Origin of the sequence: Prevotella sp. AM42-24 (assembly GCF_003461825.1) — a bacterium.
Classification (GTDB): domain Bacteria; phylum Bacteroidota; class Bacteroidia; order Bacteroidales; family Bacteroidaceae; genus Prevotella; species Prevotella hominis.
Genome location: NZ_QTXV01000005.1, coordinates 1 through 13,293, shown reverse-complemented (window position 1 = coordinate 13,293; position 13,293 = coordinate 1). Strand labels below are relative to the sequence as shown.

General features: G+C 41.1%; 10 protein-coding genes. 7 read left to right on the top strand and 3 right to left on the bottom strand.

The window, feature by feature from the left end:
* Positions 1–122 precede the first annotated feature (122 nt).
* From DW917_RS02805 to DW917_RS02780, 7 genes are all read left to right on the top strand, one after another.
* Positions 123–2,489 carry a beta-galactosidase gene (locus DW917_RS02805; RefSeq protein ID WP_118116292.1) on the top strand — a complete coding sequence of 789 codons (2,367 nt, stop codon included), beginning with the start codon at positions 123–125 and terminating at the stop codon, positions 2,487–2,489.
* 219 nt (positions 2,490–2,708) lie between these two features.
* Positions 2,709–2,846 carry a hypothetical protein gene (locus DW917_RS17150; RefSeq protein ID WP_158570061.1) on the top strand — a complete coding sequence of 46 codons (138 nt, stop codon included), beginning with the start codon at positions 2,709–2,711 and terminating at the stop codon, positions 2,844–2,846.
* 96 nt (positions 2,847–2,942) lie between these two features.
* Positions 2,943–5,189: a formate C-acetyltransferase gene (gene pflB, locus DW917_RS02800; protein ID WP_118116290.1), complete on the top strand. Its 2,247-nt coding sequence runs from the start codon at positions 2,943–2,945 to the stop codon at positions 5,187–5,189.
* Between the two features lie 161 nt (positions 5,190–5,350).
* Complete coding sequence (locus DW917_RS02795; protein WP_118062908.1) at positions 5,351–5,569, top strand: DUF6722 family protein; 219 nt, start codon at positions 5,351–5,353, stop codon at positions 5,567–5,569.
* A gap of 103 nt (positions 5,570–5,672) precedes the next feature.
* Positions 5,673–6,404: a pyruvate formate-lyase-activating protein gene (gene pflA, locus DW917_RS02790; RefSeq protein WP_118116288.1), complete on the top strand. Its 732-nt coding sequence runs from the start codon at positions 5,673–5,675 to the stop codon at positions 6,402–6,404.
* A gap of 214 nt (positions 6,405–6,618) precedes the next feature.
* A complete protein-coding gene (locus DW917_RS02785) occupies positions 6,619–7,350 on the top strand; it encodes a GIN domain-containing protein (RefSeq protein ID WP_158570060.1) in 732 nt (243 codons plus the stop codon).
* A gap of 414 nt (positions 7,351–7,764) precedes the next feature.
* Complete coding sequence (locus DW917_RS02780) at positions 7,765–8,913, top strand: hypothetical protein (protein WP_147344105.1); 1,149 nt, start codon at positions 7,765–7,767, stop codon at positions 8,911–8,913.
* 1,224 nt (positions 8,914–10,137) lie between these two features.
* Here DW917_RS02780 and DW917_RS17505 read toward each other — a convergent pair.
* The 3 genes from DW917_RS17505 to DW917_RS02755 form a co-directional block, all read right to left on the bottom strand.
* A complete protein-coding gene (locus DW917_RS17505; RefSeq protein ID WP_233524614.1) occupies positions 10,138–10,362 on the bottom strand; it encodes an ORF6N domain-containing protein in 225 nt (74 codons plus the stop codon).
* A 502-nt stretch (positions 10,363–10,864) separates the two neighbouring features.
* Positions 10,865–11,590 carry a hypothetical protein gene (locus DW917_RS02760; RefSeq protein WP_147344104.1) on the bottom strand — a complete coding sequence of 242 codons (726 nt, stop codon included), beginning with the start codon at positions 11,588–11,590 and terminating at the stop codon, positions 10,865–10,867.
* A gap of 64 nt (positions 11,591–11,654) precedes the next feature.
* A complete protein-coding gene (locus DW917_RS02755; RefSeq protein ID WP_118116277.1) occupies positions 11,655–13,109 on the bottom strand; it encodes a C10 family peptidase in 1,455 nt (484 codons plus the stop codon).
* Positions 13,110–13,293: the final 184 nt, after the last annotated feature.

Here is a 13,293-nt window from a genome sequence, read left to right as displayed (position 1 = left end):
AGATACTTATTGTAGCGCTGATTGCTTGCAATTAAGATATTTTTTTGTATTTTTGCAAGCGGAACGAGAATTTATGATGGAAATCGAAATCTAATAATAATAATATATCAAAAACTAACAAGATGAAATTGACAAAAACTATTCAGACTGTAGCTTTAGCCTCTTTGTTGGCATTATCGCCTGCGGAGATGATGGCTGCTCAGAAAGGGGGCACCTTTACAACGGGTGACAAGACATTTCTTTTGAATGGCAAGCCTTTTGTCGTGAAGGCGGCTGAGTTGCATTATCCTCGTATTCCTCGTGCTTACTGGGAGCATCGCATCAAAATGTGTAAGGCTCTTGGCATGAATACGGTTTGTCTCTATGTGTTCTGGAATATTCATGAACAGAAGGAGGGACAGTTTGATTTTACTGGCAATAATGACGTGGCTGCTTTCTGTCGCCTCTGTCAGAAGAATGGTATGTACGTCATTGTACGTCCGGGTCCATACGTTTGTGCGGAGTGGGAGATGGGCGGTCTGCCTTGGTGGCTCCTGAAGAAGAAGGATATCCGTTTGCGTGAGCAGGATCCTTATTTCATGCAGCGTGTGGAAATCTTTGAGAAAGAGGTGGGCAAGCAACTGGCTCCTCTGACCATCCAGAATGGGGGCCCTATCATCATGGTGCAGGTTGAGAATGAATATGGTTCTTATGGTAAGGACAAACCTTACGTGAGCGCTATTCGTGATATTGTGAAGAAGAGCGGTTTTGATAAGGTAAGTCTCTTCCAGTGCGACTGGTCTTCTAACTTCCTCAACAATGGTCTTGATGATCTGACTTGGACCATGAACTTCGGTACGGGTGCTAATATCGACAACCAGTTTAAGCGACTGGGCGAGGTGCGTCCGAATGCGCCTAAGATGTGTTCTGAGTTCTGGAGCGGTTGGTTTGATAAATGGGGAGCCCGTCATGAAACCCGTCCTGCCAAGGATATGGTGGAGGGTATGGATGAGATGCTTTCCAAGGGCATCAGCTTCTCACTCTATATGACCCATGGTGGAACCAGTTTCGGTCATTGGGCAGGTGCCAATTCTCCGGGTTTCCAACCAGATGTGACTTCTTACGATTATGATGCGCCTATCAACGAATGGGGTTTGGCTACTCCTAAGTATTTCGAACTTCGTAAGATGATGTCGAAATATACGGATGGCAAGAAATTACCTGCTGTTCCTAAGGCTCCGATGTCCCTCATCAGCGTGCCAACCTTCCAGTTGAATGAATACAGACCATTGAGCAATGGTATCACCGGTGAGAAGGAAAGCAATAAGCCTTTGTCATTTGAGGATATGGACATGGGTTGGGGTACGATGGTTTATACCACCACACTGCCGGAAATCAAGGCTGGTGCTACCCTGACAGGTGAATTCCACGATTTTGCTCAGGTATATGTCAATGGTAAGTATGTGGGCAAGATAGACCGTGTGAAGAATGAGAAATCACTCGATCTGCCTGCCGCTGCTGCGGGTAGCGAGATGACCATCGTAGTGGAAGGTATGGGCCGTATCAACTTCGGTCGTGCCATCAAGGACTATAAGGGTATTATTGGCAACGTAACCATCTCAACAGCCGATGAACTTTGCGACATCACTTTAAGTCCAAAGCAGTGGAACAACCAGATTATTCCTGATGATTACAAGAATGCCATTGATGCGCTCAATGCACCGATGAACAGAATGGCAGGTTTGAAGACCAAGGCGGGTTACTATCGCGGTTATTTCAACATCAGCAAGGTGGGCGATACCTTTATTAATATGGAGGCATTCGGCAAAGGACAGGTTTATGTCAATGGTCACGCACTTGGAAGATTCTGGCAAATCGGTCCTCAGCAGACTTTGTACTTACCAGGCTGCTGGTTGAAGAAGGGCAAGAACGAGGTGGTAGTACTCGATGTCGTTGGTCCGAAGGGTGAGGCTGGCAAACCAGGTTCTTCAGTAGCTCCAACAGCTTTCTGCCAGAATAAACCAGAGTTGGATAAGTTGAACCTTGAGAAGAGCAACAAGCATAATGATCCAGGTCATCGCATGGATTTGAATTCTGATGTTCCAGTGCTGAAGGCAGATTTGAAGGCAGGCAATGGTTGGCAGACACTCAAACTTGACAAGCCTGTAACCGGTCGTTACTTTGCCATCGAGTGCACCAGCAGTCAGAGCGGTGACTCACAGATTGCCATTGCTGAGGTATATCTCCAGGATGCGCAGGGTAACCGGATTGACCGTAACAACTGGGTAGCTTATTATGCAGATAGCGAGAAGGGTAACTCGACGCTCGACAAGATGTTTGACTTGCAGGAAAGTACTTATTGGCAGACAGAGAAGGGTGCTAACTTCCCTCATCTTTGTATTGTAGATATGGGCAAGGAGGTAACCGTATCGGCCTTCGAATATCTGCCAAGAGCCGAAGAGGGTGCTCCAGGTAGTGTGAAGAGTTTCAAACTCTTTATCAAGAAGTAAAATGGGGCGCAATCCAGCTCCTACTACCCATAAATGATGATTTTTGAGGGGAAAGTGGATGTTTTAACACAAATCCTTCTCTTAATACGAAATAAATTTGTAATTTTGCAGTCCCATTCCTAACAAGGGGAATCGGGACTGCATTTTTTATGTAGTTTCTGATGGGTCCCACAAGCAGGAATCAGGCTTAATTCATCAACAAAAATAAGGAAAAGGTACATGATAAAGAAAGAGAAAATCGCTATCGTCGCTGGTATTGGTGCAGTTATTGGTATCGGAATTACATTCTTGGCAGCTGTAGGGCTTGGCAAGAAGAAAGGCGCGGCGTATCTAAAAAAGTGCCCTTTTAAGAAATAAACCCAGTCACAATTCTGTGATTGGGCTTTTTTGTTTCTGAAAAATTGTATTCATTATTATAATTATTAACTATTTAAATATAAAGGAACATTGATTATGAGAACAGAATGGAGAGGTTTCAAAGGAAACAAGTGGCAATCTGAGGTCAATCTTCGTGACTTCATTCAGAACAACTACACCAGCTACGACGGCGATGAGACGTTCTTGGCAGAACCTACCCAAGCTACTGATACCCTTTGGGGTATGTTGAAGGAACTCCAGAAACAGGAGCGTGCCAAGGGTGGTGTGCTTGATATGGAGACAGAGGTAGTATCAGGATTGACAGCATACGGTGCAGCCTACATCGGTGAGGGCACCAAGGACTTGGAGAAGGTAGTGGGTCTTCAGACTGATAAGCCATTGAAGCGTGCTTTCATGCCATACGGTGGTATCAAGATGGCAGAGCAGGCTTGTACAACATACGGCTATGAGCCATCTGAGAAGCTCCACGAGATTTTCCACAAGTATTGCAAGACTCACAATGATGGTGTATTCGATGCTTATACTCCAGAGATGAAGCTCGTTCGCCACAATCATATTCTTACAGGTCTTCCTGATACTTACGGTCGTGGCCGTATCGTAGGTGACTATCGTCGTGTTGCTCTTTATGGTATTGATTTCCTGATTGCTGAAAAGCAGAAGGATTTGAATCAGATGGGCGACCGTGAGATGATTGACGAGGTCATCCGCCTGCGTGAGGAGGTTGCTATGCAGATCAAGGCGCTCAAGGGCTTGAAGGAAATGGCTGCAAGCTATGGCTTTGATATCAGTCAGCCAGCTCAGAATGCGCGTGAGGCTGTACAGTGGTTGTACTTTGGTTACCTCGGTGCAGTAAAGACACAGAACGGTGCTGCGATGTCTGTAGGTCGTATCTCTACTTTCCTCGATATCTATTTTGAGCGTGACTTCCAGGAGGGTACTTTGACTGAGGCTGATGCACAGGAGTTGATCGACCACTTGGTCATGAAGTTCCGTATGGTGAAGTTCGCACGTATCCCTTCTTACAACCAGCTCTTCTCTGGTGACCCAGTATGGGCAACACTTGAGGTAGGTGGTATGGGTCAGGATGGCCGTTCTATGGTTACAAAGAACGACTTCCGTTTCCTCCACACATTGGAGAACATGGGTCCTTCACCAGAGCCAAACCTGACTGTATTGTACAGCGCTCGTTTGCCTAAGGGATTCAAGCACTATGCTTCTTTGATTTCTGTGAAGACAAGTTCTATCCAGTACGAAAATGACGATGTAATGCGCCCTGTATGGGGTGATGACTATAGCATCTGCTGCTGTGTATCTGCTACACAGACAGGTAAGGAAATGCAGTTCTTCGGTGCTCGTGCCAACTTGGCTAAGTGCTTGACCTATGCAGTTTCTGGTGGTGTAGATTCTAAGACCCGTGAGCAGTGTGGTCCTAAGTATCGTGCTGTAGAGGGTGATGTATTGACATACGAGGAGTTCATGCCACGTTTCATGGATATGATGGACTGGTTGGCAAGTGTTTATGTGAAGACATTGAACTTGATTCACTATATGCACGACAAGTACTTCTATGAGGCAGCAGAGATGGCACTCATCGATACCGATGTACGTCGTACCTTTGCAACAGGTATTGCAGGTTTCAGCCACGTAGTAGATTCTATCTCAGCTATCAAGTATGCGAAGGTAAATATCATCCGTGATGAGACCGGTTTCCCATTGAGTTTCAAGACAGAGGGTGACTTCCCACGTTATGGTAATGATGATGTGCGTGCTGATGAGATTGCAGTATGGTTGCTCAAGACCTTCATGTCTCTCATCAAGAAGTATCACACTTACCGTGATTCAGAGCCTACAACCTCTATCCTTACGATTACATCCAATGTAGTATATGGTAAGTACACCAGCAATATGCCTGATGGTCGTCCAGCCGGTGCTCCTTTGGCTCCAGGTGCCAACCCATCATACGGTGCAGAGAAGAATGGTCTCTTGGCTTCATTGAACTCAGTAGCTAAGTTGCCTTACGAGTATGCGCTCGATGGTATTTCTAATACACAGACCATCAGTCCAGGTGCTCTCGGTCATGATGACGAGGAGCGTGCCCAGACTTTGGTAGGTGTAATGGATGGTTACTTCAGTCAGGGTGCTCACCACTTGAATGTGAACGTATTTGGTGTAGATAAGCTCAAGGACGCTATGGAGCATCCAGAGAAGGAAGAATACCAGAACTTCACAATCCGTGTCAGTGGATATGCAGTTAAGTTCATCGACTTGACCCGTGAGCAGCAGCTCGACGTAATCGCTCGTCAGGCTCACGAGAGACTCTAAGGAAGTGAAGAATGAAGAGGGAAGAGTGAAGAATTCTCTTGTCTCTTTGTAACATATAGATTGCCCGCTATATTTTCTTTTCGAAGATATTTAGCGGGCAATTTTAGCTTATTTAACTGCAAATTTAAACTTGGTATTGAAAAAAGTGCTATATTTGCAGTATGAAACTAAATAATGAACAAAAGAAAGCCCTTTATGAAGAGGGTTACAAATTCTGTTTTGATGTTGTCAAGCTCATTCTTGGTGGTGTCATTTTTGCAGGAATTATGCAAGATAATATAGATAGAACTAGGTTGTATGCTTGGGGCGTTTTCTTTATGGTCTTGATAGTTGCATTAGGAATGTATTTTATAATAAAGTCTAAAAATAAAAAGAAATAATTATGGATTTAGTTGATTTTTTGGGTCTCGTCACTGCTCTTATAGTCGTTCCTGGGCTTGCTTTTATTCTTTGGGATAATTACCAAGAGAAGAAAGCTGGCGTATGAAAGGATTTGTTCACAGCATAGAAAGCTTTGGTTCGGTAGATGGACCAGGCATACGTTTCCTGATATTTCTACAGGGATGTCCGATGCGTTGTCAGTTCTGCCATAATCCTGATTCCTGGAAAGTGGGAGTGGGAGAGGAATGGACTGCAGATGACTTGCTCGACAAGGCGGAACGGTTCCGTACTTACTGGGGTGACAAAGGTGGCATCACGGTGAGCGGTGGCGAGGCATTGTTGCAAATCGACTTCCTGCTGGAATTGTTTGAGAAAGCGCACCGTCGTGGTATCAATACCTGTCTCGATACTTCTGCACAGTTGTTTACCCGTCAGGGGACTTTCTTTGAGAAGTTTGAGCGACTGATGGAGGTAACAGACACGATACTCCTGGACATCAAACATATTGATGATGAGGAGCATCGTAAACTGACCAAGCATTCTAACAGGAATATCCTGGATTGTGCTCGTTATCTGAGCGATATCCGGAAACCAGTTTGGATTCGCCATGTACTCATCCCTAGTATTACAGATAAAGATGAGTATCTGGAGCAGTTGAGTGATTTCCTTCAGACATTGGATAATGTGGAACGCGTAGATGTCCTTCCTTATCATACCTTAGGAATCTATAAGTATGAGAAGTTAGGCATTGACTATCCGCTCAAGGATGTCAATCCTCCTACTGCAGAAAGAATAGAGAATGCTAAGAAGATCTTAAGCAAAAAAGTTTTTTAAAATAAAATGAGTGAGGGGCGCAACTTAAGTAGCGCCCCTTTCGCCTATATGGAAAATGAGTTTAAAAAATGGGTCGTTTCTGCAACGGCTTACTTTACGAATCATATTTAAATTTTAGAAAATGATGAGAAGATTGAAAAAAGGCGGCATACTTGTTATGCTGGCAGTTCTGATGGGAACTGCAACGATATCTTGTTCCTATTCAAATGGGATTATGAGTAATGGAACGATAGACACCGGAAACCTTCATTTTGTAGAGGCGGATCTGACAGAGAAGCCATTTGTCAAAATAGAGGTAGAAACAGTAGCGGATGTCTATTATGTACAGAATAATGGAGATCAGCAGAGTGTGCGTTTCGACTTTACTCACATCAAGGATGATAAGCTTCGGAAGCAATTTGAGGATAAAACCGTGGCAATCTATCGAGAAGGAAAGTTGAAGATTGGCTTAAAGAGCAAGATAACAGGTGTCAGTAAACTCGATTCCGGCAGTCGTATGCGAGTATATATCACGTCACCAGATTTAGTGAAGATCACCTTAGAAGGAATCGGATCCTTCCATTCAGACGCCATCAATTCAGATGTATTTGACATCGACAATGAAGGAGTAGGAAATATAGAGATCAAGAATCTCCTGGCGAATCGAGTAGGGATTGATAATGAGGGAGTAGGAAGTGTCACAGTAGTTCGTCTTCAGTCAGACGATGTGAACATCGACAATGAAGGAGTCGGCAATGTAAAAATCGGTCATTTCAAAGGTGGTAGGTTGAAGATAGACAATGAAGGTGTAGGTAAGGTAGAAGCCCAAGTAGATTGTGAATCGATTCATGCGATGATAGAAGGCGTCGGCAATATCAAGCTATCAGGAGTAACCAACAGCTTGACAAAAGAAAAAGATGGTGTCGGCCGCTATCAAATATCCGATTTAAAAATCAGAAACAACTAACCCCTCCTTCCCCTCCGTTTCCTTTAGCAAGCAGCAAATACAGAAAGGCGGTCCCATCCCGCACAACCACCTGGCGAGGGCTTTGATGCCCCGCCAACCTTAGAGCGCAGCGGTTAAGAGCGACGAGTAGGAGCGGTTTCCTCTTCTTCCCTGAGGGGAGAAGACCGAGAAGAGAGGTGGAGCCTTCCTTAACGGTAAGGAAGGACGGGTAGGTTTTCGAAAAACGGTAAGGAAGTCTTGTTAGCTTTTTGAAAAACGATAAAAACAAAGACTGCAAGAGAAACGGTTTGGCTATGTTAAACTTGGGTTATCTTTACAGTTTTTTTTAGGAGCTTGGCTTTTTTTTACAAAAAAAATCGTAAATTTGCAGCGAGAAATAAAAACTTGAAGAATAAACAACATAAAAATGAACTTATGAAGAAAATCTCGTTGATAGTGATGAGCTGCATAATAGCTTGCGGACTGCTCGCCAATCACGGCATCGTGAAGGGCGGAGAAATGTCGCCTAAGGTAGAGGACACGGTATCGATTGACAAGAAAATCACTGATAGTCAATGGCTATCGAACAACTCCGACACGTTGGAAGTGGACACAGCTGTCGAAGACTCGGTGGTGAATGTGGTGGCCTACTTCTGCAAGGGCGACACCTGCGAATACTGGATAAATGAGAATGAATGGAAGGTGAACGGCAAGGACACGGTGAAGACGCTCGACGTATCCACCCAGGTGCGCCTCGTGGTAAACGATTCCACCAGCAAGGGCTATAAGATGAGCTACACCTTCCTGGACGTAAAGGCCGATTCGGTGGGCGACAACTTCCGGGACAAGATGATGGCCATGATAGCGGAGCGCACCGCCAAGAGCGTGATAGGCAGCACCATCAACTTTGAGACCGATGAATACGGTCGCATTACCAAGATTACCAATCTCTCGCAAATCAAGAAGCAGGCAAAGGCTCTCTTCAAGGCGAACATGGAGGACATCGCCGCCATGCCCATCATGCAGGCAATGAAGAAGGCGATAGGTCTTGACTTCATGAAGATAGGCAACCAGGCTAACACCGACGAGTTGGTGGAGGGCTACCTGGAGGAACTGAAACTGCTCTTCGCCTGCCACGGAAACCAATATGCCGTGGGCGAGCATCACGAGCACGAGGATGCCACCAAGGATAGCTACGCCAACGACACTTATATCAATGCCAGCCTAGAGAAGGATGGCAACTACACAATCTCCTGCGAGGTGGTCAGCGTGATACCAAAGGAGACCGTGAAGGAGGTGATGGGCGGACTGATGGGTGCCATCACGGAAGGACTGAAGGGCAAGAAGATCGAGGACGGCAAGGATCATGATGGCGACATCAAGGACTTGGACGACGAGTTTAAGAAGGAGATAGACAAGGCAGTTGACCAAGATGCCCAGACCTCGGAGTATCTCAGTGTGACCTGCTTCGAGGATGGCTGGCCTAGCAGCGTATTGAAGCAAAATAAAACTGTGATGGCTGGCCGTGGCAAGCTGAAGCAGAAACTCATCGAGGTTTGCCGATTCGCACAGCGCGAGAAATGATGAACTATTTCGACCTGTACAGATTGAATACAAGGTGAAGGATTATAGCAGCATTATTCTGATAGATTCATCCAAAAATGAGCCGAAAAGAAAGGAAGCTAAACACTTTGTACTGAGGAAGAAAGCATAGGGTACTGTACAATTCCATGAAAACGTAAATTCGTTTCCACGGAATTGTACTTTTGTTATTTTATCGTATCTCCATAATCAGTTACCTCTTCTTCCTGTAAATATAAGCATATTACATTAAGATAATCTACAATTTCCTTGTGTGTTAAATTTAACTTTTTAATACAAGAGCAGAATTCCATAATAACACCTTCTGGATTATAGTCCCCTCGGCTATTAAAGATGAAAATTTTCTCTCTCTTATAGACAAAAATTTGTCTTGGAAAATGTGGTCCCATGCCTTTTGAAAGCATATATTCCATCCACAAAATTATAATTATTAGGAGAGATGAGGTTTACAACATTTTTACTTGCATTTGTATATTTATCTTTATAGTTATTTTCTATTTGTTCCGCTATACTATCAGGTAAACACACGCTTTTAAGTGAATCTAAGCATTGTCCCTTAGATATGTAAGGAACAATGCTACAGATAAAAAATACTAGGATTTTTTTATTATCATGATTTCTATTTTTTGATTGTTCTATAATAATATTTTCCACTTGTCTCGCTTTCACCTCCTTATCCTATAAGTCTGTGACGCACCCTCCTATTTTAGATGATGATTATCATAGACTTTTCCATTTTATTAGATAAAGCTCTGATAGCCAACAATTGATGTGGATTGATATACAAATAACTGCAATCGCAAACATCCCAAAAACTATTTTGGACAACAAACTATCTTTTTGAAATTTTTGTTCAATATTTTCGTATGCAGGAAAATAATAATGATATGTCAACCAGTATAAACCACTCCATATAATTATGCAAATTATTGTTGCAGTATTCACAGGAATATCAAGATCCATCCAGCATAGAAATAGCAATCTAATTATGCTAATTAGTGGAAGTGCTACTAAAAGCGATATAATTCCCGCTATGCTGATTATGGGATTCCATGAATGACTTACTTTAAAAATTCCTTCTATTATAACATAAAAAGCGTAATAAAGACTATGTAGTCCTTTCTTAATATATTGTGATACCAAGTCTGTCATATTCTTGAAGAGTTTTTTCGATTGGTGTAAAATCCTTTGTGTATGGATTTATTCTTATTCTAAAATCAGGAGTTCTATATTACGTTTTACAGCCTCGTTTAATCTTTTAGTTTCCACTCCGTAAAGTTCAGCCAAGTCTCTATCTATCATAATTTGATTTCCACGAATAGACATTATTCGACTTTCTACAGGAGTGGTAACTACGACTTCATCATTTTGTAACCGGTCGTAATTTGCGACCAGTTCTCCTTTATCTTGATGTTCTATATTATCTGCCATATTTCTATCTTTATTTTTGAGGTCACAAATTGTGACCTTAAACGTGTTGTTACTTATTATTGCATGCAAAGGTAGTGCTTTTAGCCTTTAAACTACTATCACACAAACCCTTTTTTGGGAAAGAACGTAAAACTAATAATTTTAACTCGCTCTAAATTGGACTTTGATTGAAAATCAAGAAGTTGGGCGTTTGCCTATATTATATAGGTAACAATATGGAAACGAGCGGACTTCTGCTCGTTTCTGTATTTTGCAATATGCAAAGAACGCATCAATTCGGGGACAAAGATACGATATTTTTCTTAATATCCCATAATTTACAAGAAGAGAAATATGGAAATTAGGACTTTTTTACATAGAAATTTAACTTCATTTTTTCGTAAAAGCAACCAAACATAATCACTCAGTGATAGCTACATACATAATAGTTTTGCTTTTCCCACTACATATTCAAAATAGCATCAACAGAAAGGTGTTGTATATTGCTAATTGCTGTTGTGTTTTAATTTAATATCCCGTAAGGAAATTCGGTAGAATCAACATTAAAATAGTAAACGTTATTTGTGTCTAAATCAAAAGCAGTCATAACGACAGGTGATACATCTCGTGCATTAGTAGTTGTAAGACCTTCATTCGTCCATAAAAACTCTAAATAAGTAGGAATGGCTCCCCATAAAAAATCATGTGAACTGTTTGAAATATTATAAAAACAAACCTTATCTGAAAAGACTAAAGAAAGAAAATAATTTGAGTTTTTCACAAACAGTTTGTAATTGCCAGTAGCTTTTAAATTAAAAGATTTATCATATAAATAAAATGATTTACTTTTATTATTTACTAAATAAAGCCTGTCATCTTCGTTATAAACAGAATTGTTCGGAATTGGTTTGCCTAATTGCAAACCTAAGTAACTATCCACGACCTTAACCCTAATAGTAACGCTAGTATTCTCCGTCTTATCCTTTACAACAAGATAAACAATCCCATTCTTTTTTGTCTTTATTTTTATTTTTCCAGCACCAATAGTGGCTTCCAAAACATTATCATCTGACACTTCGACTGAAAGATTGTTGCTTCCACCACTAAACATAATTTCCGATGGGTTTTCTAATAATGGCTTTTCGTAATACTCTTTTTCAAAACACAATGATGAAACATCAGTACCATTACTACAGCCATATACTATAGAAAACAATAAAAAAAGAAAAAAGGATTGAATTATTTTCATATTTGCCAATAGAATAAAGCATTTGATGTACATAACTTTGTACACCAAATGCAATTAAAACTAATTATTTCTTATGAATTTCTGTTATTTCCCAAAAATTTATATTATAAGTGCCTAATGTTGTCTCAAAATCAGTCGAAGCATCTGCATTTACCTTATAAAAGCCATTGTCAATTCCATCCCATCCCATATTAGCATGAAAGTACAAATCGTTATTTCGTAAAATTTCTCTGCTTGTCTTAGTGCAAATTGCATATCCATCTATAACCCAAGCATGAGAACCTTTTTCAGCCTGTTCATTTGCAGTATGTGTTCCACCCATTATTGCAACGCAAGGCATCTGGCGGTTTGCATTTATCGTATTTAACAGTGGATCTGGGGCATATTTATTATAATAAGTGCCACAAGAAACATACTTCTTTAAATAATCCAATAATTTAGAAACTGAAGTTGTACTACTTTTTACACAAGGTATATTCGGATCATCATAAGGCCCATACTTAAAATCCTCATCAATATTTGGTGTTGTATTTGTTCCTTCATACATATGCTTAACTACTTTGGAAATCATCATAGCCTCCTCATAATCTCCGCCAAAATACGAATCATAGTTCAATTTCGGTTTTTTAGTAACAAATGCCCAGTCTATGACTGTTCCATCAATCGTCATGCTCGGAGCGATAGCTGCTAAAGTTTGAACTCCTGCTGTAATAGCACACCCCATAGGGTAATTTCTTTCCGTATGATACTTTGCATTATAAGATTTAGGCAACAACAAGTTATAAGGATTGTCTTGGCCCCACTCGGTCTTTAAAACAGCTCCACCATTTTGAGGCATTAACGATATAATCTGGCTCAAAGGTTTGTCATAAGCTGTAGAACGGGAAGTTGTTTCATGGCTTTTTACACCATTAACCTCAATCAAATCTTTTATTTCTTCATATGTTACTGTAGATTTACCCAAACAAGAAGCTACTTTCTTCAAGGTTTTCTCTCGTAACTCAACTTTGAGCCTTTCTATTTTATTTATCTCTGAAACAGTTGAAGCTTCAGCCAATTTTAACATCAAACATGCCCCAGTACTATCTTTTTTCTCAAAAATACCATTTTCTATATATGCCAAAACACCAGCACTTCGAGAGTCGGCAGAAACTAAAGCATACCCACTCTTTTCTCCAGACTGTAAACACACCTCATAAACAGGAATACTATCAGTCGTAGTCCCTCTTGTTGTCTTGCTTGATATAATTCCGCCTATGCGATATGAGCCCACAATAGACATTCTTGGATTGGCAGCACTTCTTGTTTTTGAGCCCAACGAAGTGGAAAAATCATTTACCATTGCCAGAATCTCATCCTCTGATAAATTTGTAGGATTATCATTTGCAATACTCATTGCCTCATCCATAGACAAATTAACATTCACGTTCTCAATAACAGGATTACTGTCATTAAGAATTTCATCTTGGCACGATGATATAATCACTGCCAATAATATTAAAACTAAATACTTTTTCATATTTATACTGTACTACTGGTTAAATGATGCAAATTTACGAAATTTATTTTAAATCGATATATAACGAATGCGTTATTTATGTATTATTAACGGTTTTTATTGTTAAGGCGTTAAAATATATTGCATTTGGGCATTTTTTTACTTTATCCTCAAATCCGCAACCGCCCTCATAAGATGACACAGA

Bases quoted from the DNA above. Each gene is read 5' to 3' on its own strand.
- DW917_RS17505 (WP_233524614.1), bottom strand. From the start codon at position 10,362: ATGGCAGATAATATAGAACATCAAGATAAAGGAGAACTGGTCGCAAAT.
- DW917_RS02795 (WP_118062908.1), top strand. From the start codon at position 5,351: ATGAAACTAAATAATGAACAAAAGAAAGCCCTTTATGAAGAGGGTTAC.
- DW917_RS02785 (WP_158570060.1), top strand. From the start codon at position 6,619: ATGAGTAATGGAACGATAGACACCGGAAACCTTCATTTTGTAGAGGCG.
- DW917_RS02755 (WP_118116277.1), bottom strand. From the start codon at position 13,109: ATGAAAAAGTATTTAGTTTTAATATTATTGGCAGTGATTATATCATCG.
- DW917_RS02760 (WP_147344104.1), bottom strand. From the start codon at position 11,590: ATGAAAATAATTCAATCCTTTTTTCTTTTTTTATTGTTTTCTATAGTA.
- DW917_RS02805 (WP_118116292.1), top strand. From the start codon at position 123: ATGAAATTGACAAAAACTATTCAGACTGTAGCTTTAGCCTCTTTGTTG.
- DW917_RS02780 (WP_147344105.1), top strand. From the start codon at position 7,765: ATGAAGAAAATCTCGTTGATAGTGATGAGCTGCATAATAGCTTGCGGA.
- DW917_RS17150 (WP_158570061.1), top strand. From the start codon at position 2,709: ATGATAAAGAAAGAGAAAATCGCTATCGTCGCTGGTATTGGTGCAGTT.
- pflB (WP_118116290.1), top strand. From the start codon at position 2,943: ATGAGAACAGAATGGAGAGGTTTCAAAGGAAACAAGTGGCAATCTGAG.
- pflA (WP_118116288.1), top strand. From the start codon at position 5,673: ATGAAAGGATTTGTTCACAGCATAGAAAGCTTTGGTTCGGTAGATGGA.